At 66.4% G+C, this 23499-nt stretch carries 20 protein-coding genes and 2 pseudogenes; 15 read left to right on the plus strand and 7 right to left on the minus strand.

The window, feature by feature from the left end; translation table 11 throughout:
• Positions 1 to 272: 272 nt before the first annotated feature.
• Together H5T60_00990 and fdhD are read left to right on the plus strand one after the other, a co-directional pair.
• Positions 273 to 632, plus strand: a complete 360-nt coding sequence (locus tag H5T60_00990; GenBank protein MBC7241007.1) for a 4Fe-4S dicluster domain-containing protein — start codon at positions 273 to 275, stop codon at positions 630 to 632.
• The gene (fdhD, locus tag H5T60_00995) at positions 629 to 1510 is read left to right on the plus strand and encodes a formate dehydrogenase accessory sulfurtransferase FdhD (GenBank protein ID MBC7241008.1); all 882 of its coding nucleotides are present in this window, start codon (positions 629 to 631) and stop codon (positions 1508 to 1510) included. Before H5T60_00990 ends, fdhD begins: the two co-directional genes overlap by 4 nt.
• A gap of 9 nt (positions 1511 to 1519) precedes the next feature.
• Here fdhD and H5T60_01000 read toward each other — a convergent pair whose 3' ends face one another.
• A complete protein-coding gene (locus H5T60_01000; protein ID MBC7241009.1) occupies positions 1520 to 2278 on the minus strand; it encodes a glycerophosphodiester phosphodiesterase in 759 nt (252 codons plus the stop codon).
• A 21-nt stretch (positions 2279 to 2299) separates the two neighbouring features.
• The gene (locus tag H5T60_01005; protein MBC7241010.1) at positions 2300 to 3232 is read right to left on the minus strand and encodes a peptidoglycan DD-metalloendopeptidase family protein; all 933 of its coding nucleotides are present in this window, start codon (positions 3230 to 3232) and stop codon (positions 2300 to 2302) included.
• Between the two features lie 173 nt (positions 3233 to 3405).
• Here H5T60_01005 and H5T60_01010 point away from each other — a divergent pair, with 173 nt between their 5' ends.
• The 10 genes and pseudogenes from H5T60_01010 (at position 3406) to H5T60_01055 (ending at position 11599) form a co-directional block, all read left to right on the plus strand.
• Positions 3406 to 3642 (plus strand): hypothetical protein, encoded by a 237-nt coding sequence (locus H5T60_01010; protein MBC7241011.1) that lies wholly within the window; start codon positions 3406 to 3408, stop codon positions 3640 to 3642.
• Positions 3643 to 3728: 86 nt separating this feature from the next.
• Complete coding sequence (locus H5T60_01015; protein MBC7241012.1) at positions 3729 to 4856, plus strand: glycosyltransferase family 4 protein; 1128 nt, start codon at positions 3729 to 3731, stop codon at positions 4854 to 4856.
• The gene (locus H5T60_01020) at positions 4856 to 6028 is read left to right on the plus strand and encodes a glycosyltransferase family 4 protein (protein MBC7241013.1); all 1173 of its coding nucleotides are present in this window, start codon (positions 4856 to 4858) and stop codon (positions 6026 to 6028) included. Before H5T60_01015 ends, H5T60_01020 begins: the two co-directional genes overlap by 1 nt.
• Before the next feature lies 1 nt (position 6029).
• Complete coding sequence (locus tag H5T60_01025) at positions 6030 to 7457, plus strand: undecaprenyl-phosphate glucose phosphotransferase (protein MBC7241014.1); 1428 nt, start codon at positions 6030 to 6032, stop codon at positions 7455 to 7457.
• Positions 7458 to 7508: 51 nt separating this feature from the next.
• Positions 7509 to 8693: a YgeY family selenium metabolism-linked hydrolase gene (locus H5T60_01030; protein ID MBC7241015.1), complete on the plus strand. Its 1185-nt coding sequence runs from the start codon at positions 7509 to 7511 to the stop codon at positions 8691 to 8693.
• A gap of 31 nt (positions 8694 to 8724) precedes the next feature.
• A complete protein-coding gene (locus H5T60_01035) occupies positions 8725 to 10008 on the plus strand; it encodes an adenylosuccinate synthase (GenBank protein ID MBC7241016.1) in 1284 nt (427 codons plus the stop codon).
• Positions 10009 to 10103: 95 nt separating this feature from the next.
• Positions 10104 to 10322: pseudogene (locus H5T60_01040) on the plus strand (PspC domain-containing protein).
• Positions 10302 to 10814, plus strand: a pseudogene (locus tag H5T60_01045) (PspC domain-containing protein). Before H5T60_01040 ends, H5T60_01045 begins: the two co-directional pseudogenes overlap by 21 nt.
• A 3-nt stretch (positions 10815 to 10817) precedes the next feature.
• Positions 10818 to 11354 carry a hypothetical protein gene (locus H5T60_01050; GenBank protein MBC7241017.1) on the plus strand — a complete coding sequence of 179 codons (537 nt, stop codon included), beginning with the start codon at positions 10818 to 10820 and terminating at the stop codon, positions 11352 to 11354.
• 26 nt (positions 11355 to 11380) lie between these two features.
• On the plus strand, positions 11381 to 11599 hold the full coding sequence (locus H5T60_01055) for a YtxH domain-containing protein (GenBank protein ID MBC7241018.1): 219 nt from the start codon (positions 11381 to 11383) through the stop codon (positions 11597 to 11599).
• A 45-nt stretch (positions 11600 to 11644) separates the two neighbouring features.
• Here the strand turns inward: H5T60_01055 and H5T60_01060 are convergent, their stop codons facing one another.
• Positions 11645 to 13534, minus strand: coding sequence for a hypothetical protein (locus H5T60_01060; GenBank protein MBC7241019.1), 1890 nt, complete (start codon positions 13532 to 13534; stop codon positions 11645 to 11647).
• 137 nt (positions 13535 to 13671) lie between these two features.
• Between H5T60_01060 and nadC the strand changes: the two genes are divergently transcribed.
• The 3 genes from nadC to nadB are packed head-to-tail and all read left to right on the plus strand — an operon-like array spanning position 13672 to position 17225.
• Complete coding sequence (gene nadC, locus H5T60_01065; protein MBC7241020.1) at positions 13672 to 14532, plus strand: carboxylating nicotinate-nucleotide diphosphorylase; 861 nt, start codon at positions 13672 to 13674, stop codon at positions 14530 to 14532.
• Between the two features lie 30 nt (positions 14533 to 14562).
• Positions 14563 to 15627: a quinolinate synthase NadA gene (gene nadA, locus H5T60_01070; GenBank protein ID MBC7241021.1), complete on the plus strand. Its 1065-nt coding sequence runs from the start codon at positions 14563 to 14565 to the stop codon at positions 15625 to 15627.
• Positions 15628 to 15647: 20 nt separating this feature from the next.
• Positions 15648 to 17225, plus strand: a complete 1578-nt coding sequence (gene nadB / locus H5T60_01075) for an L-aspartate oxidase (GenBank protein ID MBC7241022.1) — start codon at positions 15648 to 15650, stop codon at positions 17223 to 17225.
• A 61-nt stretch (positions 17226 to 17286) separates the two neighbouring features.
• On the opposite strand, the gene H5T60_01080 is transcribed toward nadB, so the two are convergent.
• From H5T60_01080 to H5T60_01095, 4 genes are all read right to left on the minus strand, one after another.
• On the minus strand, positions 17287 to 20058 hold the full coding sequence (locus H5T60_01080) for a molybdopterin-dependent oxidoreductase (protein MBC7241023.1): 2772 nt from the start codon (positions 20056 to 20058) through the stop codon (positions 17287 to 17289).
• Positions 20059 to 20140: 82 nt separating this feature from the next.
• Positions 20141 to 21505 carry an MmgE/PrpD family protein gene (locus H5T60_01085; GenBank protein ID MBC7241024.1) on the minus strand — a complete coding sequence of 455 codons (1365 nt, stop codon included), beginning with the start codon at positions 21503 to 21505 and terminating at the stop codon, positions 20141 to 20143.
• Entirely contained in the window at positions 21505 to 22941 is a 1437-nt protein-coding gene (locus H5T60_01090; protein ID MBC7241025.1) for a trimethylamine methyltransferase family protein, read from the minus strand. The genes H5T60_01085 and H5T60_01090 overlap by 1 nt, the downstream gene beginning before the upstream one ends.
• Positions 22942 to 23018: 77 nt before the next feature.
• A partial coding sequence (locus tag H5T60_01095) for a methylaspartate ammonia-lyase (GenBank protein MBC7241026.1) occupies positions 23019 to 23499 on the minus strand: 481 nt, incomplete at its 5' end.

Here is a 23499-nt window from a genome sequence, read left to right on the forward strand (position 1 = left end):
CTTTTTGGCCCTGCCGGCCAGCGTGCACGCGTATTATACTGGAAAAGTGCCCGTTGGGAAATTCAAATCCGGAGGGGGAGTGAAGCTGGTCCATCTGATGCAGAAATGGCCTTTCCACCAGCCTCCTTGGAGGGCCTTTTGGCGTCTGGTGGGCTTTCATGTATACTAGGAGCGCTGGGGCGGGCCGGCATCTCTATCTCGCCCGCCGGCAGGAATGATCAGCCATGCATCTTATCACCAAAGCCTCGCTCTGCAGTGGATGTCTCTCCTGTATGACGGTCTGCTCCACTGTCAATGACGGGTACAGCAGTCTCGCCAGCTCGCGCATCGAGATCGAGCTGGATGAGTTCGGCGGCGATAACCGCATCTTTGTCTGCCGGCAGTGCGCCGAACCGGACTGCGCCAAGGCCTGTCCGGTGGATGCCATTTACAAGGACAATACGCTGGGCGTCTGGCGCGTGGACTACGGCCTGTGCATCGGCTGTCGAGAGTGCGTGGAGGTCTGCCGGTTCTCCGCCATGTTCTTTGACCCCCTCCAGCGGCGGGTGGTCAAATGTGAGCTGTGCGCCGGCCGGGGGTCGCCGGCGTGCGTCGAGGCCTGCCCGACCGGCGCCCTGCGCCTGAAAGTATGATGGGTATGCAACGGGGGATGGATGCCTGTATGGATAGGGAGAGCGAGGGAGGTATGCCGGCGCTGGAACGGCGCCGCTTCCTGCGCCTGAACGGCAAAGGGAGCGAGCCGGCCGAGGGCTTTGTGGTCGTGGAGGAGCCCTTGCAGATTCAGCTCAACGGCCGGCCGGTGGCCGTGCTGATGCGCACGCCCGGCCAGGAGAAAGAGCTGGCGGTGGGCTACTGCGTCACGGAGGGCCTTGTCACCAGCTTCGAGGCCATCGGTCTGGTCCAGCACTGCGGCGGCTCCGCGCCGGCCGCCGGCACGTTCTCCGACCCGCTGGACATCTCCCGCAATATCGTGAACATCACCACCCTGGATGGGCAGGTCTCCGACCGGCCGCCGGAGGTGATGCGGTTGGTGCGCTCCGGCTGTGGGCGGGCCGACCCGGGGGAAGTGGCGGAGCAGTTGACGCCGCTAGAGAATGCACTGCAGGTGCCGGCGGAGGTCATCCGCCGGCTGGCGCGCAGTTTAGCGGAGGGCCAGCGGGCTTATCGAGAGGCCGGCGGCGTCCATGCCGTGGCCATATTCGACGCGGCGGGGAATCTGGTGGCCCTCAGCGAGGATGTCGGCCGGCACAACGCTATTGACAAGGCCATCGGCTACTGCCTGCTCCGGCGCATTCCCCTGCATGATAAAATCCTGTACAGCACCGGCCGTGCCAGCTATGAGATGGTCACGAAGGCGGTGCGGGTAGGGCTTCCTGTCGCCATCTCGCGCTCCTCCGCCACCACCCTGGCCATTGACCTGGCGGAGCGGTTGAACTGCACGCTGGTCGGCTATGCGCGCGCCGGCCGCATGACCATCTATACCCATGCCTGGCGCGTGGTGATGGGGTGAGATCCCCTCTCAGCCGGCCATTTCCTCGACCACTCGCCGGATGGCATCGGGGCGGTTGGTGATGATGATGTTGATCCCCAGCCGCAGTAGCCGGCGGGCTTCCTCTTCATCGTCCACGGTCCACACGTTCACCTTATAGCGGTTGCGGCGCGCCCATTCCATGTAGCGCTTGTCCACCATCGGGTAATACGGGTGCATGGCCTGGAAGGGGATGATGTATCGCGCCCAGGCGCGCCGCAGGTGAATGGGCTGTTCGTCATAGTACAGCAGTCCCAGGTCCACCCGCGGGTCCAGCCGGCGCATGCGCCACAGCGCGGCCGGGTTAAAAGAGGAGACGATGACGCGATCGTAGAGGTCGAACTCGCGGACTAACTGCGCCACGCGGCGTTCCAGGCCGTTGTCCCGCAGGCTGTCCGATTTCAGCTCCACGTTAAAGAGCAGGCGCCGGCCCAGCCGCTCGAACAGCTCGCGCAGGGTGGGGATGCGCTGGCCGGCGAAGGTCGGCGAGAACCAGGAGCCGGCGTCCAGGGCACGCAGTTCTTGCACCGTGAACGAATCCACCCTGCCGCGGCCGTTGGTGGTCTTGTCCACGAAAAAGTCGTGGCAGATGACGGCCTCGCCGTCCTTGGATAGCTGGACGTCCAGCTCCACTCCATCCGCGCCCATTTCCGCCGCCAGCTCGAAGGCCGCCATGGTGTTCTCCGGTGCGGCGGCGCTGGCGCCGCGGTGTCCGAAGACCAGGGGACGGGCGTAATATTCCTCGCGCATGGGCTTCCTCCGATGCCGGCCTTACTGCGGCGGCAGGTAATCCAGTGGATTCAAGCGGGTGTTGTTCAGACGAATCTCAAAGTGGACGTGGGGGCCGCTGGAGTTGCCGGTGCTCCCCACCTCGCCGATGAGCTGGCCGCAGGCCACTTTCTGCCCTTTGGAGACCCAGGTGCCCTTGAGGTGGCTGTACAGGGTGCGGTAGCCGTCGCCGTGGTCAATGATGAGGGTGTAGCCGTAGCCGGTCTCGGACCAGCCGGCATGCACCACGACGCCGGCGCGGGCGGCATAGACCGCACTGCCGTAGGGAGCGCCGATGTCGATGGCGCGGTGGCCGGCGCTGTAGCCCTGGGTGACCGTGCCGACGATAGGCCAGGCGAAGAGGTAGCCGGCCGCGGGTGCCGGCTTGGGGCGGGCCAGGCGCTTGGTGCCGTGCGGCACGATGAGCCAGGTGCCGGCTTTCAGCGGGCTGTCGGCCGAATCGAGGTGGTTCAGCGGATAATTGACGATGTCTTCCACTGCCACACCGTAGCGGCGGGCGATGGATTCCAGGGTGTCGCCGGCCGCCACCTGGTGATATACGCCCCGCACGGGCAGGATGGTCAGCGCCGTGCCGGGACGTAGGTAGTCGGGGTTGCGTTCCAGCTCCGGGTTGGACCAGCGGATAGTGTCGATGTCCAGGCCAAAGCGGCTGGCAATGCCGGATACGGTGTCGCCCGGCTGGACGATATAGGTCAGGATGCGGGGGAGTGCCAGAAGCTCGCGGCGGAGCGCCGGCGAGGCCATCTCCTCCTCGACCTCAAGCCACTTTTCCCAGCTATAAGGAGTGGGGGTGGGGGTAGGGTCGTCTGCCAGGATGGGCAGGGAGCCGGCGGTCCAGCACAGCAGTACGGCGATCAGTATCAGGGTGAGCCGGGCCAGGATGCCGGCGCCTGGGGTATTTGCTTCGGATGGCACGGTCTCGCTCCTTGTGCATTGCGTTCCCGCCGCCGGCATTATACCCGAGGACGGCGGAAAGGCAAACTCGCAGGGTTAGTTTGACGCCGGGACATCCCATCTGTATAATTTCCTTGCCAGGTCAATGACAGTATATCTGGCCGCCGGGTATGGGGACCGAAAGGATCATTCCGATGAGCGAGCGCAAGGGGAAATATACGACCATCAGTATCCCGCGCGAGCTGTATGCGCGGGTGGAGGCGATTATTCACGGCACGGGGTTTCGCAGTCCGACCGAGTACATCGTCTTTCTGACGCGTCAGGCGGTGGCGGCCATTGAGGCGGACCGCCGGCTGATTTATTCCCTGCCCTATATGACCCGCTCTGCGGAAGAAAGCCCGGCCCCGGACGAGGAGAAAGAAGAGGAATAATCCCGGCCGGCGCGCGCCAACCGCATCGGCACTCCTGCCCATGTGTACGGCGCGCCGCCGGCCTTTTCGTGCCAGAGGAACCAACCGTGCGCGTGTTGATGGTTTCCAAAGCCTGCATTGTGGGCGCATATCAAACGAAGCTGGAGGCGCTGGCCGGCCTGCCGGCGGTGGAGCTGTTCGTCATCGTCCCGCCGTATTGGAAAGGACCGGAAGGGACGACCGTCCTGGAGGAACGGCATACCGCCGGCTATCAGCTCATCGTCAGCCCCATGCGCTGGAACGGCCATTTCCACATCCATTATTATCCCGAACTGCCCCGCTGGGTGCGTCAGCTCCGCCCGGATATCCTGCATATGGACGAGGAGCCGTATAACCTGGCGACGTACCTGGGCCTGCGGGCCGGCAAAGCCGCCGGCGCGCGCACGCTCTTCTTCACCTGGCAGAACCTGCTGAGGGTGTACCCGCCGCCCTTCCGCTGGTTCGAGCTGGCCAATTTCCGCCTGGCCGATTACGCGATTGCCGGCAGTGCCGATGCGGCCGACGTCCTGCGGCGCAAGGGGTATGCCGGCCCCCTTGCCGTCATCCCACAGTTTGGGGTGGACGCGGCGCAGTTTCGCCCCCCGGCACGCGAGGGGCGGGGACAACCCCTGCGCGTGGGATACGCCGGCCGGCTGGTGCCGGAAAAGGGCGTGCATGTGCTCCTGGAGGCCCTGGCCGGCCTGTCCGCTCCCTGGCAGGCCTCCATCGTGGGGGAGGGGCCGGAGCGGCCGGCCCTGGAGGAGCTGGCGCGGCGCCTGGGCATCGCGGAGCGCGTCGAGTTCGCCGGCAGACTCCGCTCGACCGACATGCCGGCCTGGTACGCCGGCATTGATGTGTTGGTGCTCCCCTCCCTGCGCCGGCCCAATTGGATGGAGCAGTTCGGGCGGGTGCTGATCGAGGCCATGGCGATGGAGGTGGCAGTCATCGGCTCCGACTGCGGCGAGATCCCGCGCGTCATTGGCGGCGCCGGCCTGATCTTCCCCGAAGGGGATGTCCGGGCACTGCGCGAGCATCTGACGTATTTGGCCGGCCATCCGGAGGAGCGCCTGCGCCTCGGGCGCGCCGGCCGGGAGCGGGTGCTGGCGCATTTCACCCAGGAGCGGATTGCCGCCCAGACGTATGACGTGTATCGGGCAGTGATGGCGGCCGGCCCGGCCGCCGGCGGAGGGGCATGATGGCCGCTCTGCCGGGGGAACGCCCCACCGTGGCGCTGAACGCCCAACTGCTGTCCCTATCGCAGACGTACCGCAGTGCCGGCATCAGCTCCTATATGGATAATCTCCTGCGGCATCTGCCGGCGGCGGACGCCGGCATGGACTATGAGGTGTTCACCCATGAACGGGCGTGGCCGGCGCCGGCCGGCATGCGGGTGCGCTACACCCGCTGGCCCACCCATCACCCGCTGGCGCGCATCCCTTGGGAGCAACTGATTCTGCCGTGGTGGCTATACGCCGGCCGGCACAATCTCCTCCATGCCCTGGCCTTTGTGGCGCCGCTGGCCTGGCGCGGCCCCACGGTGGTCACCGTCTTTGACCTGAGCTTCCTTTTGTTCCCGGAGCGTTTCCGGGTGTATAATCGTTTATATCTGAGCATATTCACGCGGCTTTCCGCGCGGCGGGCAGATCGGGTCATCGTGATTTCCGAAAGCACCAAGCAGGACGCGGTGCGCCTGCTGGGCCTGGACGCGCGCCGGGTGGCGGTCGTGTACTGTGGGGTGGATGAGAGGTACCGCCCCCTGCCGGCGGATGTGGTGGAGGAGTACCGCCGGCGCAGGGGACTGCCCGAGCGGTTCGTGCTCTTTGTCGGGACGCTGGAACCCCGCAAAAATATCGCCGGCCTCGTCGAGGCCTACCGCCTGCTGGTCGCCGGTTGGCCGCGAGGAGCGGGAGAACCGCCGGCGTTGGTCATTGCCGGCGCCAAAGGATGGTATTATCAGGAGGTGTATCAGGCTGTACAGCGTGCGGAACTGATGGAGCGGGTGGTCTTCACCGGCTATGTGCCGGCGGACGAGCTTCCCCTCCTGTATAATGCCGCGACCCTGTTCGTCTATCCGTCTTTCTACGAGGGGTTCGGCCTGCCGCCGCTGGAGGCGATGGCCTGCGGCACGGCGGTGGTGGTGTCGGACCGCTCGTCCCTGCCCGAGGTGGTGGGGGATGCCGGTGTGCTGGTGAACCCGGAGGAGCCGGCGGCCATCGCACAGGCAGTGCGCGAGCTTCTGCAGGACGAGGAAGCGCGGCGCGTTCTGGCCGACAAGGGCCGGCAGCGCGCCGCGGCCTTCTCCTGGCGGCGCGCCGCACAGGAGACCACAGCGATATATCGCCAAGTGCTGGGAAAGGAAAGGGCGTAAGATGTCCACGCGCTATCACCGCCTGCTTTCCTGGGTCACCGCCCTCGTGGACATCCCACTCATCAACCTGGCCTTTGGCCTGGCGTACGGCATCCGCTATGAACTGCAGTGGTTCAAAGCGGTGGAGGATGCCTACTACGTCTCGTACGAGGCGTACCTGCCGATAGCGGTTCTGCTGACGATCATCCTGCTGATTGCCTTCAAGATCGAAGGGGTGTATGATCGAAGGCGAGGACAGGGGTGGCTGGGCGAGGTGTATGCCATCCTGAACGGCACCACCACCGGCATTATGGTGATGGTCTTCATCACCTTCTTCCTCCAGCCGCTGTATTACTCGCGCCTGATTTTTGTCTACGCCGCGGTGCTGATCATTGTCCTGCTGAGCCTGGCGCGGTTGGTGCGGGGGATCATCCTCGGGCGCCTGCGCCGGCTGGGGCTGGGCGTGGACCGGGTGCTCATCGTGGGCGCCGGCGAGGTGGGGCGCTCCATCATGGCCAACCTGATGGCAGAACCAGACCTGGGATACGAAGTGGTCGGTTTCGTGGACGACAACCCCGATAAGGGGAGCCACGATGTCGGCCCATTCAAGGGCCTGGGGAGCATCGACCAGTTGCCCCGCCTCTTCAAGGAGCTGGCGATTGACGAAGTCATCATCACCCTGCCCTGGATGTATCATCGCAAAATCATGAGCATTCTCTCGCTGTGCGAGCAGTATAAGGTGCGCGCCCGCCTGGTGCCGGACCTCTTTCAGATGCGGCTGAGCAAGGTGGAGATCGAGAACCTCAACGGCATCCCTATCCTCAGCATGCGCGATCAGGGCATCAGCGGCTGGAAATATGTGGTCAAGCGGGCGATGGATATTCTCGTGGCCGGCACAGCTCTTCTGCTGTTGTCCCCGCTGATGGCCCTCATCGCCCTGGCCATCAAGCTGGATTCGCCGGGGCCGGTGCTCTTCGCCCAGACGCGCGTCGGCAAGGACGGCCGGCCTTTTACCATGTACAAGTTCCGCTCCATGGTGGCGGACGCCGAAAGCCGGCTGGCCGAGCTGGAAGACCGCAACGAGGCGGTTGGCCCGCTGTTCAAGATACGGGATGACCCGCGCCGCACCCGCGTCGGCAGGTTCCTGCGCCGCACCAGCCTGGACGAACTGCCCCAGCTCATCAACGTCCTGCGCGGCGATATGAGTCTGGTGGGGCCGCGGCCGCCCCTGCCGCGAGAGGTGGAGCAGTATCAGCCCTGGCACCACCGGCGCCTGTCGGTGCGCCCCGGCATGACCGGCCTGCCGCAGGTCAGCGGGCGCAGTAATCTCACGTTTGATGAAATGGCGCTTCTGGATTTATATTACATTCAGAACTGGTCGCCGGCGCTGGACCTGATGATCCTTCTGCGCACCATCCCCCATGTGCTGTTGGGGGAGGGGGCGTATTGATGTCCCTGGATATCCAAGCCGCCATCAGCCTTGTGACCGGGAGATGAACCCATGTGGAGATTGACCTCGACGGATCGGGAAGCACTGACCGCTTTCGCCCAACAGTTGATCCGGACCCCCAGCCCTTCCACGCAGGAGAAGGCCGTGGCCGAACTGGTGGCCGCGGAACTGCGCAAGATCGGGTTTCCGGAAGTATGGGTCGATCGCATCGGCAATGTGGTGGCGCGCGCCGGCGACGGCAGCGGTCCCTCTCTGCTGTTCAACGCCCATATGGATACGGTGGAGGTCAACGAGCCGGAAGCCTGGACGCATCCGCCGCTGGGCGGCGTGGTGGAGAACGGCATCCTGTACGGCCGCGGCGCGGTGGACATGAAAGGCCCTCTGGCGGCGATGGTCTACGGCTTGAAGATGGTGCTGGACGCCGGCGTCCCCCTCCACGGCAATCTGTACGTGGCGGCGGTGGTGCAGGAAGAGCCGTGCGAGGGCTATGCCATGCGGGTGCTGGTGGAGGAAGAGGGCCTCGTGCCGGATATGGTGGTGCTGTGCGAGCCGAGCAACCTGCAGTTGGCCATTGGACAGCGGGGGCGCATGGAAATGCGCGTCACGGTGCGCGGTGTGGCCGCTCACTCTTCCATGCCGGAGCAGGGCGAGAATGCCATCTACCGTGCGGCCCGCATCATCTTCGGCGTGGAACTGCTCTCGAGCCAGCTCGCAGTGGATTCCATCCTGGGGCAGGGGAGCGTGGCCGTCACGCATATCGAGAGTTCCGCCAGCAGTCGCAATGCCATTCCTGACCGCTGTGTGTTCTACATTGACCGCCGGCTGACCCTGGGGGAGACCGAAGCGCGTGCCCTGGCGGAAATTCAGGCTATTATCACGCGCGAGCAGGCGCGCGCCAGCGTCGAGGTCACCGAGTATCAGGCCACCAGCTATACCGGCTATCCCTGTCGTGCCAGGACGTACTTCCCGGCGTGGCTGATGCCGGAGGACCATCCGTTGGTGCGGGCCGGCGTGCGCGCCGTGGAGCAGGCGCTGGACTACCGCCCGCGGCTCATCCACTGGCTTTTCTCCACCGACGGCGCCTATACCATGGGGATGGCCGGCATCCCCACTATCGGCATCGGCCCGGGCGAGGTGACCCAGGCCCACGCTGTGGATGAACATGTGCGGCTGGAAGACCTGTACCACGCCGCCTCTGTCTATGCCACACTGGCCGCCGACTTGTTAGGCGGATAACCGATCTCTGGCAAAAGAAGGGAAGCGATCAATGGCAGTGATTATTTTGCTGGGCGCCCAATGGGGCGATGAGGGCAAGGGGAAGATCACCGATCATCTGACGCGCGATGCCGCCGTCGTGGCCCGCTGGAACGGCGGGGACAACGCCGGCCATACCGTCGTCTGGGGCGGGCAGACCTTCAAATTCCATCTCCTGCCCTCCGGCATCCTGTATGAGCACGCCACCTGCATCATCGGCAACGGCGTGGTGGTGAATCCCAAGACCCTGCTGGGGGAGCTGGATAACCTGAGGGCGCGGGGACTGCCCACGGCCCGGCTTATCATCAGCGGCGGGGCACACCTCATCATGCCCTACCATATCGCCCTGGACGGCGCTTCGGAAAGCAGTCGGGGTGAGCGCAAAATCGGCACCACCAAGCGCGGCATCGGCCCGACCTATGCGGATAAGGCCTGGCGCGCCGGCATCCGCGCCGTGGAAATGCTGGACCTGGACCACTTTGCCCGGCGGGTGCGCGAACAGGCGGAATCCCGCAATATCTGGCTGACCCAGGTCTACGGCCAGGAGCCGCTGAATGTGCCGGCCATCGTCGAGGAATACACCGAATACGCTCGCCGGTTGGCCCCCATGGTGGGAGATGCCTCGCTGGTCATCAACGAGGCCATCGCCGCCGGCAAGACAGTGCTGTGTGAGGGCGCGCAGGGCACCCTGCTGGACCTGGACCACGGCACCTATCCCTTCGTGACCAGCTCCTCCCCCATCGCCGGCGGGGCCTGTGTCGGCCTGGGCTTCGGCCCGAAGCTGGTGGACGAGATCATCGGCGTGGCCAAGGCCTACACCACCCGGGTGGGCGCCGGCCCCATGCCCACGGAACTGCATGACGCCGTCGGTGACCATCTGGTGGAGGTGGGGCATGAATACGGCACCACCACCGGCCGGCGCCGGCGTGCCGGCTGGCTGGACCTGGTCATCCTGCGCTATGCGGCGCGTATCAACGGCCTGACGCAGTTCGCCGTGACCAAGCTGGACGTGCTCACTGGTCTGGACCCGGTGCGTGTCTGCGTGGCCTATGAGTATCGCGGCCAGCGCCTGGAGCACTTTCCGATGGACAGCCGCGTGCTGGAGGAATGCCGGCCCATTTATGAGGACCTGCCGGGCTGGGACGAGGATATCTCGGCCGCGCAGAGATTAGAGGAACTGCCGGCGGCCGCCAGGCGCTATGTCCAGCGTGTGGAGGAGCTGACGGGCGTGCCGGTGACCATGATTTCCGTCGGGCCGGCGCGCGAACAGCTTATCTGGCGCCGGCCGACCCATTAATCGCCGCAGAAAGGGGGTGATTGGCGCTCCGCAGGATCACCGCGCTGACTGACAGCGCGGCACCCGGTCTTTCGCATCTACGGAAGGAGCCTGGAATGAACAGCGTGCCTGAACCACAAGGAGGGGGATCGACGCGGGGCGAGCGGCGGTTGTACCGCTCGCGCGTCAACCGCATGATCGCCGGCGTGTGCGGGGGATGGGGCGAATATCTGGGCATTGACCCCAACCTCCTGCGCATTGGTTGGCTGGTGCTCACGTTTGTCTGGGGAACTGGTTTGCTCCTCTACCTCATCATGGCCATCGTCATCCCGGAAAATCCGGAACAGGAGCCGGCCGCGGCGCCGGCCCCCCGCTCCTGGGAAAACGTCAGCCGCAATGGGCTTCTGGCGCTGGGCATCTTCCTGGCCTTCATCGGCGTCCTCCTGCTGATCAACTCGCTGGGCATACTGCCCTTCGGGCTGTGGCGGCTCTGGGAGCTGTTCTGGCGTCTGTTCTGGCCGCTGGTGGTGATTGGGCTGGGCCTGGCCCTGCTCATCAGCGCCACGTGGGGCGGCCGGGAATGGTGGAAAGAGGTTCGTCTGCCGCAGGCCGGCCAACCCCTCTACCGCTCGCGCTCGAACCGCATCGTGGCCGGCGTCTGCGGCGGCCTGGGCGAGTATTTCCACATCGACCCCACGTTGATCCGCTTGGTATGAGCCATCGGGACCCTGAGCACTATGGGGAGCGGCATCCTGGCCTATATCCTGGCGGCTATCGCCCTGCCGGAGGAACCGGTTCCCTCCGGCCCCTCTGAAGAAGGAGAGTGAGCGATGGGCACGCAGGGTACTGCACCGACGCACCGCCGGCCCCCCATTATTCTCGGCATCATCCTCGTGCTGGCCGGCCTCTGGATGTTGGGGCGCGAGCTGGGATGGCCCCTGTTCGCCGGCGATGTGCTCTGGCCCTGGCTCATCGTGGCCCTGGGCCTCGTCTTCTGGGTCCGATATATCTTCTTTACCCCCCGCTCCTCCGATGATGTCTTTTGGGGCACGGGGGCGATATTGGCCGGCGGCTTCCTGCTGGCCTGGCGCAACGGCCTGCTCCTCTCCCATTTGCACGGCTGGGGAGAGTTATGGCCGATGATTCCCCTGATCCTGGGGCTCTCGGCGCTGGTGCAGTGGCTCTTTTCCCTGCGGGATTGGGGGGCGCTGATCTTCGGGATCTCCGCCGGCGCGGTGGGGGCGGTGGGCCTGGCCTATACCTCCGGCATGATCTCCGGCGTCCAGGCGCTCAAGATCGCCCAGTTCTGGCCGGCGATCCTTATCCTGGCCGGCATCGGGCTGGTGCTCAAGGCGCTGGTGCGCTGAAGCCGCGGGCTACAAGGAGGTGAAACATGAAGTTCCTGCGCTTTCTTTTCGGGATGCTGTGCGGCTTCGCCGTGGGGTGGGTGGCCGGCAGTCTGCTGGCGCCCCGCTCCGGCCGCGAGGTCCAGGAGGAGCTTCGGCACCGCATCGAGCTGGTCATTGAGGAAGGCCGGCGGGCCGCCGAGGCGCGCAAGGCGGAGCTGGAGACAGAGCTTCAGGCGGCCAAACGAGGCGAGGCCCTTTCGTGAAAGTAAAGTGACAGTCGCTATGGCGGCGACTGTCACCTTGTTGTCTCACGGGGCAAGGTTCCGCATGTACAGCGGGATCGGGAGGATGCGCAGGTTCGGCACAGCGCGCAGTATCAGCAATCCGCCGTCCAGCGCCGCCAGGAACGCGTAATCGCCGGCCGCCGCCAGGTCCACCGCCCTCTCCCACGCCTGGTAGGCGCCGGCCTGCACCGGCATGATCGGCCGGGAGATATCCAACACCTCGAATATCGGGGCCCCCGATTTTGCCAGGAAGGCCGCACCGCCGGCGGTCTTTACCCCCAGGGCCAGCCCCGCCGTCGCGTACGCGCCGATTTCCCGCGGATGAAGGGGGTCCGCTATGTCCAGCACGCGCACCCCGCCCTGCTGGTCCGCCACAAGGGCCAGCGTGCCGCGCAGCGCGATATCCTCGGCGAAGCCGGGGGTATCCAGGGAAGCCACCTCCGCCGGCGCGCCCGGGTCCGCTATATCCACCACCCGCAGGCCGGCCTCCCCATCCGCGACCAGCGCATAGGACCCGGTGACAGCCACCGCCCGCGCCGAGCCAGGCGTGTCGTATGCGCCGACCTCCCTAGGGCTTCCCGGCTCCGCGACGTGAATCACCCGCAGGCCGGCATCCGCGGCGGCGAGGTAGATATAGCCGCCGGCCAGCGCCAGGCCGGTCGCGTAGCCCGGTACGTCCATACGTGCGACCAGTGTCGGGGTCAGCGGTTGGGAGATGTCCAGGATGCGCAGGCCGGCCCATCCGTCGGCGATGTAGGCCAGGCCGCCGTTCACCACAATGTCTTCTCCCTCCCCAAGCCCCGGATAGAGGCCAATGGGCGTGGGCGCGGTGGGCGACGAGATGTCCAGCACCACCAGGCCGCGGTTGGCGTCGGCGATATAGGCATACCGGCCGGCCAGCGCTACTGCGCTCGCGGTACCCAGCGGGTTCCAGCGCCCCAGCTCGCTGGGAGAAGCCGGGGAGGAAATATCCACGATGCACAGGCCGCGCGCGCCGTCGGCGACGTACATGTAGGCGCCGGCGGCCAGGCCGACAGCCGTGCCCAGCGTGTCATGCAGGCCCACTGCGCGAGGGTTGGTTGGCGTGGAGACGTCAATCACCCGCAGGCCGCGGCTCCCATCGGCCAGATAGGCGTGCGTCCCGATGACCATCACGTCCCAGGCGGTGCCCGGGGAGTCATAGTACCCCACCTCGCGCGGGTTCGCCGGCTGGGAAACATCCACGACCCGCAGGCCGGCCCAGCCGCATGCGGCATAGGCATACGGGCCGGCCGCGTCCACGCTGTAGCACAGGTCGGCCAGCGTGATGGCCCCCACGGAGGCCGGCGCGGCCGGGTTGGAGATGTCGAGGATGCGCAGGCCCCTGTCCCCATCGGCCACATAGGCGTAGGGGCCGGCGAGGGCCACGTCGCGTGCCGTGCCGGGGGTATCGTAATACCCGACCTCCGCCGGCGCGCGGGGGTTGGAGACATCCAGCACCCGCAGGCCGGCCTCGCCGTAGGCCACAAACGCATAACTGCCGGCCAGCGCCACCCCGTAGGCGTGACCAGGGAGCTGGTACACGCCGACCTCTTCCATGCGTCCATCCTCGGCGACGCGGATGATGCGCAGGCCGGCGCGATCAGCGGCCGCATAGATATATTCCCCGCTGAAGACGATGCGCTGGGGGAAATCCGTCAGGGGGAGCACCTGGCCGAAGCGTTGGGGCCGGCCGGCGTCGGACACATCCAGCAGTGCCAGCGCGGTGCCCATGCCGACGGCGGCCGTGGTGTCCTGCACGGCGGCGGCATAGGTCGCCCCGCCCCATGCGGCGGCCCATTCGACGTTGTAAGTGACCGGCCCGCGTGCCAGCGCCGGCGGGGATATCAACAGGCCGGCCAGGATGATGGCGATGATGACCCTGAGACGGTGCATCGTACTCCCTCCTGGGCGCAATTGTAACGCATCGGCCGGCGCCGTCAAGCGCATACGGCCGCAGGGCGGCAACCTGTTTGCGCGCCGGTGGGCTTTGTAGTACACTTGCCCGTACATATGGACGGAAGGAGCACCGAATGGTCGCGCCGGAGATCACGCCGGAAATCCTGCAGATCATCCGACGGGCGCTGGATGAAGATATCGGGCCGGGCGATGTCACCAGCCAGTGGACCCTGCCGGCGGAGCTGGAGCTGGAGGGCAAACTGCTGGCCAAGGCGGATGGGGTGGTCGCCGGCCTGGCAGTAGCGGCGGCGGTCTTCCACCTGGTGGATGAGCGGGTGCGCTTCATATCCCTGTGCCAGGATGGGCAGAGAGCCCGCGCCGGCGATGTCCTGGCGGTGGTCCAAGGGCCGGCCCGGGCTGTTCTGGGGGCGGAGCGCACGGCCCTCAACTTCCTCCAGCGCATGTCGGGCATTGCCACCGCGGCGCGCCGCTATGTGGATGCGGTGGCCGGCACCGGCGCCGTCATCCTGGACACGCGCAAGACCGCGCCCGGACTGCGGGTGCTGGACAAATGGGCGGTGCGCCTGGGCGGGGGGCAGAATCACCGCTTCGGGCTGTTCGACATGGTGCTGATCAAGGACAACCACATCGCGGCCGCCGGCGGCATCACCCAGGCGGTGGCGCGCGTGCGGGCCCATAATCAGGCCGGCCTGCCCGTCGAGGTGGAGGTGAAGTCGCTGACGGAGCTGGAAGAGGCGCTGGCCATCCAGCCGCCGTTGGACCGCATCATGCTGGACAACATGGACCTGGAGACCATGCGGCGGGCGGTGGAGATGACCGCCGGCCGCGTCCCTCTGGAGGCCTCGGGCGGCGTGTCCCTGGAGCGGGTGCGTGCCATTGCGGAGACCGGCGTGGACTACATTTCCGTCGGGGCGCTGACCCATTCTGTCACAGCGCTGGATATCAGCCTGGAGGTCGAGCCCCTTCAGCGGTAAGGGGCATTCCGGGCGTTGAGGAGGGAGTGCATGAGATTGCCGGCTGAATATGTGGGACTGCCGCGAGAAGAAGCGCTGGAGAGAACCGCGATCGCCCGCCAGAAGCTGGGCCGGGACGTGGTGATCCTCGGCCATCATTACCAAAGCGATGATATCATCCGCTTCGCCGATTTTCGCGGCGATTCGCTGGAGCTGTCGCGCCTGGCGGCCCAGCAGAAAGAGGCCAAATATATCGTTTTCTGCGGGGTGAGCTTTATGGCGGAGACCGCCGCCATGCTGTGCGCGCCGCACCAGGCGGTGCTGATGCCGGCGATGGAGGCCCCCTGTCCCATGGCGATGATGGCCTCGGTGGCCGACGCGGAGGTCGCCTGGCGCCATGTCGCCGGCGCCTGGGGGGAGGAGAACATCGTGCCCGTCACCTATCAGAACTCCAGTGCCGAGCTGAAGGCCTTCTGCGGCCGGCACGGCGGCGCGGTCTGCACCTCGGCCAACGCGCGCGCCGTCTTCCGCTGGGCCATGGACCAGGGCAAGCGCATACTCTTCTTCCCGGATGAATGGCTGGGCAAGAACACGGCCCTCGCCCTGGGCTATTCCCTGGAGCAGGTTGCCGTATGGGACCCGGGTGCGCCCTTTGGGGGCGATCCCGATCTGGATCACGCCCAGATCGTGGTCTGGAAGGGATACTGCCACGTGCACACGCATTTCACGGTGGCCCATGTGGAGGAGGCTCGCCGGCGCTATCCCGGCTGTATCGTCATCGTCCATCCCGAATGCCCGGTGCCGGTGGTGCAGGCGGCGGACCTGAACGGCTCCACCTCGTACATCATCAAGCAGGTGGAGGCGGCGCCGGCCGGCAGTACCTTCGTCGTCGGCACCGAATGCAACATGGTCTACCGCCTGGATCGCGAACAGCCGGACAAGACCGTGGTGCCCCTGGCCAAATCCTTCTGCGGCACCATGGCCCGCACCACCATTGCCCATCTGCTGTACACCCTGGAGAGCCTGCTGGAGGGCCGGCTGGTGGGACACATCACCGTGGACCCGGAGACCACGCGCTGGGCAAACATCGCCCTCGAGCGCATGCTCTCCATCTGAAGGGCCGAGAGGAGGGGGAGATGGGCGAGCACATCCTGACCGACATCCTGGTCATCGGGAGCGGCATCAGCGGCTGTGTGGCGGCGCTGACGGCGGCGGAGCGCGCCCCGGACCGCCATATCCTGGTCATCACGAACCCGACGGACCCGCGCGAGTCGAGCACCTATTACGCCCAGGGAGGCATCATTGGCCTGGGACCGAAAGATTCGCCGGAGCTGTTGATGGAAGACCTGATGCGCGCCGGCGACTACTGCAACGACCCGAAGGCGGTTGCCCTGCTGGCGCACGAAGGGCCTCGCCTGGTGCGGGAGTTCCTCATCGATCGCTTGGGCGTCTCTTTCTCCGAGCGGCCGGATGAGGAGCTGGAGTATATCCGCGAGGCGGCCCATTCCACCGAGCGCATCCTGCACGTGGCGGATGCGACGGGGCGGGCGATCGAGGAGCGGGCCATCGAGGCGTTGAAGGCCTGCCCCAACATCACCCTGCTGGCCGGCCACACGGCGGTGGACCTCATCACGCCGGCGCACCACTCCCGCAACCCGCAGGCCGTCTATGCGCCTCTCACCTGTGTGGGCGCGTACGTCTTTAACCAGAGCACCGGCCATGTGGAGCCGATCCTGGCGCGCAAGACCATCCTAGCGACCGGTGGTCTGGGGCGCATCTTCCTGCACACCACCAACCCGCCCAGCGCCCGCGGCGACGGCCTGGCGATGGCCCACCGCGCCGGCGCCCGCATTATCAATGCCCAGTACGTGCAGTTCCATCCCACCGCCTTTTACAAGCGCGGCGCCTCGCTGTTCCTGATTTCGGAGGCAGTGCGGGGGGCCGGCGCCCGCCTGCTCAATATCTATGGCGAGCCCTTTATGCACAAGTATGCCCCGCAGTGGAAGGAGCTGGCCCCGCGCGACGAGGTAGCGCGCGCCATCCATCGCGAGATGCTGGCGACCGGCGCCGACCATGTCTATCTCGACCTGCGCTCCGTCATGTCGCCGGAGGCCATCCGCCAGCGCTTCCCGACCATTTACCAGAACTGCCTGGAGAACGGCGTGGACATCACCCGTGACCTCATCCCGGTGGTGCCGGCGGCACACTATTTCTGCGGCGGTGTCTGGGTGGATGATAAGGGCCGTTCCAGCATCCGCGACCTCTATGCCGTCGGGGAGGTCTCCTGCACCGGCGTGCACGGCGCCAACCGCCTGGGCAGTGCCTCACTGCTCGAGGGTCTGACCTGGGGCTACCGCGCCGGCATCGACGCGGTGGAGACCCTGGGCGATTATCAGGCTTCCCCGGACGATGTCCCGCCCTGGAGCGAGGAAGGGCTGATCTACACCGCCGACCCGGCGCTGATCCATCAGGACATGGTGACCATCCAGCACATCATGTGGAACTATGTGGGGCTGGTGCGGAGCGCGCGCCGGCTGGAGCGTGCCATTGACGACCTCCTGCACCTTCAGCGGGAGATCGACCGCTTCTACCGCACCACGTGGCTGACGGACGGGCTGATCGGCCTGCGCAACAGCGTCGAGGCGGCGCTCATCGTGGCCTGGGCGGCCTGGGAGGCGAAGGAAAGCCACGGTTGTCACTATCGGGAAGATTGAGCTAGCATAGAAAAAGGGCCGGCGGCAGAATGGGCGCCGGCCCTTTGCGCGTCACTGCGGGCTAGCGGTTGCGTGCTTCCTGGATGGCCTGGCGCACGCGTTCGGGGGTGGCCGGCAGTTTGCGCACCCGCCCGCCGCTGGCGCGGTAGATGCCGTTGATGATGGCCGGCGTGGAGGCCAGGATGGCCATCTCGCCCAGCCCCTTGGCGCCCATTGGCCCCCAGTTGCTGGCCACTTCCACCAGGTACACCTCGATTTTGGGCACCTCCACCGCCCCCGGCAGGTAGTAGTTGCTGAAGCCGGTGCTCGCACCGGGGATGAACTCTTCCTCCAGCGCGGCGCCCATTCCCATGACGATGGCGCCCTCAATCTGCCCCAGCACGCTCTGGGGATTGATGGCGCGCCCCACGTCGTGCACCGCCACCATGCGCACGACCTTTACCTCGCCGGTCTCGATGTTCACGTCCACCTCGGCGAACTGCACGCCGGTGGCGAAGAAGGGCAGATATTCGGGACGCGTTTCTGGAAGCGAGGGGCTGGGGGCAAAGACGCCGCGCACGCGCAGGGACCAGCCGGCGCGCTTCATCTGGCGGGCGACCTCCGCCAAAGTGACCTCCTGGCCATTGGGACCTTTGACGCTTGCCGGCGTCAGGGTAAGCTGGTCCGGCGGCGCCTCCAGCATCTCGGCGGCCATGGCGAAGATCTGCTCCTTCAGTGTCTTGGCGGCCTGATGCACCGCGCCGCCCACCCAATATGTACTGCGCGAAGCGCCCTGGATGCCGCTGTCCGGGGTCAGGCCGGTGTCGGCGTTGACGAACTCCAGATACTCCACCGGGATGCCCAGCGTCTCGGCCGCGAGCTGCAGCATAACGGTGCTGGTGCCCTGGCCGTAATCCGGCGCCGAAAAATAGAAGGCCAGGGTGCCGTCCTCCCGCAGTTCCGCTTCGGCTGGACAGCGGGGGTCGCCCGATTTGCCGAAGCGGTACCACATGCCGGCCAGGCCCACCCCTCTGCGCCAGGGGGTGCCGGCGTGCCGGCGGTTGTATTCCTCGGCCGCGGCCAGTGCGGCCTGGTAATGCGGGCGGATGGACTCCAGGCATTCGCGATAGGCGAAGGTCTCGGCCGGCGGATAGCCCAGGAAGGTGGTCGTCTGGCCGTCCAGGGCGTTGCGCAGGCGCAGTTCCAGCGGGTCCATGCCCAACTGCTCCGCCAGCTCGTCCAGGGTGCACTCCAGGGCGAACATGGACTGCGGGGTGCCGAAGCCGCGCATCTGGCCGGCTTTCGGTCCGTTGGTGTAAATGGCATGGCACACGGCGTCCACCGCCTCCCAGCGGTACGGCCCGCCGCCGGAGACCAGGGCGTACTGCGGTATCCAGCGGCCGGCGGAGTCATAGGCGCCGGTGTTGGCCAGGATGCGCAGGTGCAGTCCGGTGAGGGTGCCGTCCCGGCGGGCGCCGATCCGATAGCGCATGCGGTAGGGATGGCGTTTGGGGGAGGCGTTGAAGGATTCATGGCGGGTGTAGGCCAGGCGCACCGGCCGGCGCACGTAGTAGGCCGCCAGCGCGCCGGCGATGACCGGCCACGGGTCCTGCTTGCCGCCGAAGGCTCCGCCCATGGGCGGCGTGATGACGCGCACCTTTTCCGGCGGCAGGCCCATGGCCCAGGCGGTGAAATCGCGCGCCCAGTGCGGCTCCTGCGTGCCGGCGATCAGCGTCAGCACCTCGTTCTCGTCCCAATAGCCCACCACCGTCTCGCGCTCCAGCGCCGAGTGCTCCAGGAAGACGGTCTCGTACTGCGTCTCCAGGCGCAGGTCGGCCCGCGCCATGGCCGGCTCCAGCTCTCCAAAGTGAATCTCATAGGAGTTCAAGATGTTGCCGCCGGCGTGGATGGGCGGGAAATCAGGCGACAGCGCCTCTTCCTGGTCGAAGGTATGCGGCAGGATTTCATACTCCACCTGCACCGCGCCCGCGGCGGCGCGCGCTTGCTCCATCGTTTCCGCCACCACAACGGCCACCGCATCGCCGATCATGCGCACCGAATCGCCCGGGAAAACCAGGACATGCTCGTCCAGGCTGTAATCGTCGAGGTCGTTATGGCCGGGGATATCCTGTGCGGTCAGCACCTTGACGACGCCGGGCATGCGCTCCGCCGGCGTCGTGTCAATCCGCAGGACCCTGGCGTGCGGATGGGGACTGCGGGTGATGGCGGCATAGAGCATGCCGGGCAATTTGATGTCCTCGGCGTAGCGCGCCTTGCCGGTGACCTTCTCGACGGCGTCCACGCGGGTCAGGCGTTTGCCGATGATGGGCGCGCTGTAGGGCCGGCCGTCGGCGTGGTGGGGGAGGGCCGGCGGCGGGGGTGTCTCGCCCCGCATCATGGCCGCCGCCGCTTCCACCGCCGCGATGATGGTGTTGTAGCCGGTACAGCGGCAGAGGTTGCCGCCCAGCTCTTCCAGGATGCGCTGACGGCTGGGGCGCGGGTCCCGCAGTAAGAGCGCCGCGGCGGAGATGATCATACCGGGGGTGCAGTAGCCGCACTGCACTGCGCCGTGCTCGATAAAGGCCTGCTGGAGCGGGTGCAGGCGTTCATCACTGCCCAGGCCTTCGATGGTGATGATCTGCCGGCCGGCGACCTTGCCCACCGGTATCAGGCAGGAGCGCACCGCCTCCCCATCCAGCAGTACCGCACAGGCACCGCATTCCCCCTCGCCGTCGCAAGCCTGCTTGGGACCGGTAACGTCGAAATCCTCGCGCAGGACCGTCAGCAGACTGCGGCCGGGGTCGCCCATATATGTCACTTCCTGTCCGTTCAGGAGGAACCGGATCTCTGCCATATGTCGTTGTCGTGCACCTCGTCCTTGAATTTTTGCGTTGACCAACCAGGGATCAGGTGACAAGCCGCCGGCGCGCTGACCGTCACCCGGTTGTCCTTGGGAGATGCTCGCACAGCGCGGCCGCAAAGGGCCTCACGTCGGGCAGTGCCTCGAACTGTCGGACCGCTTCCAGCACTTGTTCGATGAAATCCGCCGGCAGGAGGCGGCCGGCCAGCCAGCGGAACTTGCGCTCCGCCTTTTCCTCATCCCAGGGCTGAGGGTAGGCGATGTTCCCTTCGACCGGCCCACTGCGGAACGTGCGGCCGTCGCGCAGGGTGATGGTGACACTGCTCAGGTATTTGCCGCCGGCCTCCCCGCGCGCCATCTTCTCGTATAATGCGGTGTATTCCGGCGACTCCACCAGCTCCACCTTGCTCGCCAGCTCGCGCAGGCGCTCGTCCTGCAGGCGCTTTTCCAGCACCTGCGCCGGCCCGATCTCCCCGTCCACCAGCAGACAGGCCAACGGCCAGGCCACGTTGAACTGGGCCTCCTCGGTGGTGGCCGGCAGGTTGGCGCCCAGCCGTACAGCATTATGGAAGGTCTCGATGCGGATGTGGCTGATATCCTCGATGCGAATATGGTGTTCATCCACCAGCCGGCGCGCTGCGTCAAAGCTGGCGTGGCCCCAGGCGCAGGCACAGTAGGTCTTGAAGATGACGCCATCCACCATGATGAAATGCCGGCCGATGTCGCTTACCCAATCGGCATAGGTCTCGAGGCTGAACAGGCTGGGAATGCCAGTGAAACCGCGCGCCGCCAGTTGGGCGGACAGGATGCCGTTCATCGCTCCCCAGCCGATGCCGTGCTTGACCATGGCCGGGTGGTCAATGTCGCGCATCATGGGCAGGTTGGGCGCGTGGTATTCGGCGATGCCCAGGGCGTGCTGTATCTGCGCCGGCGGCAGGCCCATCAGATGCGATGCCACCGCCGCGCAGGCCACCGACCCCCACGAGCCGCAGGCCTGATACTCGCGGTGCGTCGCGTGCCAAATGCGGGCAGCGCGGTGGGCCACCTCGTAGCCGACCACCATGCCGGCCAGCATCTCCGCCCCGCTCCGTCCCAGCGCCTCGGACAGCGCCAGCGCCGTGGGGAAAATCTGCGCGCCGGGGTGCCCCTTGGTGTAGAGCGCGCAGTCGTCAATGTCTATGGCGTTGGCGGCATAGCCATTGGCGAAGGCCGCGCCGGCGGCGGATGCCCGCCGGCCGCTACAGAGGATGGTCGCCTGCTCGCCGGGCCAGGTCTCCTCCGCAAATTCGGCGGTGATGCGCGCCACGGGAGCCTGCAGGCCGGCCAGCGCCGCCCCCAGGGCATCCAACAGGGTCAGGCGCGCCTTGCGCTGTACCGCCGGCGGCAGGAGCTCCCAGCGTGTGCCGGCGATGAACTGGGCGACCAGGGCCGTGCCATCCATCAATGCGCCCCCTCCACAATGGCGTCAATTTTCGCCTGTACGTCCTTCGGCAGGGGCTCCGGCCGATGGCTGGAGAGGATCTCTTCCACCCGCTCGCGGGCGCGCTGGCGCAGGGTCTTGCCGCCGGCGGCCTTCCAGGTGTCGAAATCATTGCGGTCCAGCAGGCGCGGGTACCAATCCTCTTTATAGTGCCGGGCGGTGTGCTCTGTGCCCAGGAAATCGCCGTGCGGCCCCACTTGGTCAATCACGTCCAGCGCCAAGGTCTCCTCGTTTACGACCAGGCCCTGCATAAAGCGCTTGACGTAGTTGATCAGCTCATCGCAGATGACGATCTGCTCGAAGGAGTTGGTCATGCCCGACTCCAGGTAGCCCACGTCGTGCACCAGGTGGGTGCCGGCCAATGCTTCCAGGATGAGCGAGAAAGCCGCTTCGGCCGCCGCCTGCTCATCGGGGAGCTTGGAGTCACTGGCGCCGCCCAACCCAAAGACCGGCAGACCGTAATAATGGGCCATCTCGACGAACATGACGCGGTTCTCGGGCGCGGCGTACACGTCGCCCAGGGTGCGCATGTCCAGCATATCGTTGGTGCCGCCGCTGAGGATGATGGGCGCACCCTCGCGCTTGAGCTGGGCGATGACCAGGCCGGCCAGTTCGCCGGCGTTGGCCAGGGCCAGCGCGCCGGCGGGTGTCACCGGGCCGCTGATGCCGCGCAGTACCACCGGGGTATAGGTGGTGGGCAGGCCTTTGCCGGCCATGAAGAGCAGTTTCTGCAGGGCCTCGGTGTTGTGGCGGAGCGGCGAGGTGACGTTGATGTACAGGGCGCAGATGGGGTTGCGGCGCAGTTCCTCCTCACCGCCGGCGACCGCCTCGGCCATCCTGATGGCGTCCACGGTGCCCTCAAACTCGGTGGTGACGAAGAGGATGGGCTTGGTGCTGTTCATCAGCATAGCGCGCATCTGGTAGCGGTCGGCCACCTGCTGGTCGATATCGGAGGCGATGCAGATGGACATGAGGAAATCGATGTTGGGCAGTGCGTCGCAAAGGCGGATGCCCTCTTCGATATCGCGCAGGGTGCCGCGCCGGCGCTCCCCGGTGCGGTGGTCCAGGATATTCGGGCAGTCGGAACCCGGCCCGAAGAAGACGTTGTTGCGTTCCAACGGCATGACGCGCCGGCCGTTGCGGTCGCACAGCACCACCCGTTTGGGAGCGATGGAGAGGGCCCATTCGACCAGTCCAGGCGGGATGCGCACGCGGTTGCCGTCTTCCACCTTGACGCCGGCCTTTTTCAACAGGTTCAGCGCCTCCTCCTCGTACAGGCAGACGCCGGTGCGGTCCAGGATTTCCAGGCTGGCGTTGTGGATCTGCGCAAGCTGGTCGTTGGAGAGCTTGCGAAACTGAGGGGTCAGATACATCACATAATTGCTCTGCAGGACCATGGCTGTTTCCTCCGGTCAATATTGTAAAGCCCCATCCCCCGGCCCCTTCCCCGCACGGCAGGGGAGGGGAGAAGGCCCTATGTCCCCCGCCGGCCGCGGATGCAGGCCAGCGCACGCGCCATCTCGTTCTGGATGATCATGACCGCCTCGTCCACGCCCATGCCCGGGCGCGCCAGCATCATCGCCGGCTGGGTCGCTAAGGCGACATGCACCGCCGCTCTGGCGGAGAGGTCCGTCTCCACACAGCTCCCACCCAGGAACGCGCCGACGCCGGCGGCCTTACAGGCCAGCACCGCCTCCACCGTGTGGTGAATCCCACCCATATCGGGCATTTTGATCTGGATCATGTCGGCGGCGCGTGTGGCGATGAACTGTCGGATATCCTCCAGGGTGTTGGCCCATTCGTCGGCCACGATCTGCACCCGCATCTTGCGGATGCGGATATAATCGCGCAGGGAGCGCAGTGCCTCCAACTGCGCCGGCAGGGTCTCCATGATGACCGGGCTTTCCACCCGCAGGGGCAGGGGGTCCACCGCCAGCTCCAGCGCGTACAGGTCG

Source organism: Anaerolineae bacterium, assembly GCA_014360855.1.
In the GTDB taxonomy this organism is placed as follows: domain Bacteria; phylum Chloroflexota; class Anaerolineae; order JACIWP01; family JACIWP01; genus JACIWP01.

Excerpts from the sequence above, each read along its gene's own strand:
- H5T60_00990 (MBC7241007.1), top strand. The coding sequence starts at position 273 with ATGACGGTCTGCTCCACTGTCAATGACGGGTACAGCAGTCTCGCCAGC.
- fdhD (MBC7241008.1), top strand. The coding sequence starts at position 629 with ATGATGGGTATGCAACGGGGGATGGATGCCTGTATGGATAGGGAGAGC.
- H5T60_01000 (MBC7241009.1), bottom strand. The coding sequence starts at position 2,278 with ATGCGCGAGGAATATTACGCCCGTCCCCTGGTCTTCGGACACCGCGGC.
- H5T60_01010 (MBC7241011.1), top strand. The coding sequence starts at position 3,406 with ATGAGCGAGCGCAAGGGGAAATATACGACCATCAGTATCCCGCGCGAG.
- H5T60_01020 (MBC7241013.1), top strand. The coding sequence starts at position 4,856 with ATGGCCGCTCTGCCGGGGGAACGCCCCACCGTGGCGCTGAACGCCCAA.
- H5T60_01025 (MBC7241014.1), top strand. The coding sequence starts at position 6,030 with ATGTCCACGCGCTATCACCGCCTGCTTTCCTGGGTCACCGCCCTCGTG.
- H5T60_01030 (MBC7241015.1), top strand. The coding sequence starts at position 7,509 with ATGTGGAGATTGACCTCGACGGATCGGGAAGCACTGACCGCTTTCGCC.
- H5T60_01035 (MBC7241016.1), top strand. The coding sequence starts at position 8,725 with ATGGCAGTGATTATTTTGCTGGGCGCCCAATGGGGCGATGAGGGCAAG.
- H5T60_01050 (MBC7241017.1), top strand. The coding sequence starts at position 10,818 with ATGGGCACGCAGGGTACTGCACCGACGCACCGCCGGCCCCCCATTATT.
- H5T60_01055 (MBC7241018.1), top strand. The coding sequence starts at position 11,381 with ATGAAGTTCCTGCGCTTTCTTTTCGGGATGCTGTGCGGCTTCGCCGTG.
- H5T60_01060 (MBC7241019.1), bottom strand. The coding sequence starts at position 13,534 with ATGCACCGTCTCAGGGTCATCATCGCCATCATCCTGGCCGGCCTGTTG.
- nadC (MBC7241020.1), top strand. The coding sequence starts at position 13,672 with ATGGTCGCGCCGGAGATCACGCCGGAAATCCTGCAGATCATCCGACGG.
- nadA (MBC7241021.1), top strand. The coding sequence starts at position 14,563 with ATGAGATTGCCGGCTGAATATGTGGGACTGCCGCGAGAAGAAGCGCTG.
- nadB (MBC7241022.1), top strand. The coding sequence starts at position 15,648 with ATGGGCGAGCACATCCTGACCGACATCCTGGTCATCGGGAGCGGCATC.
- H5T60_01080 (MBC7241023.1), bottom strand. The coding sequence starts at position 20,058 with ATGGCAGAGATCCGGTTCCTCCTGAACGGACAGGAAGTGACATATATG.
- H5T60_01085 (MBC7241024.1), bottom strand. The coding sequence starts at position 21,505 with ATGGATGGCACGGCCCTGGTCGCCCAGTTCATCGCCGGCACACGCTGG.
- H5T60_01090 (MBC7241025.1), bottom strand. The coding sequence starts at position 22,941 with ATGGTCCTGCAGAGCAATTATGTGATGTATCTGACCCCTCAGTTTCGC.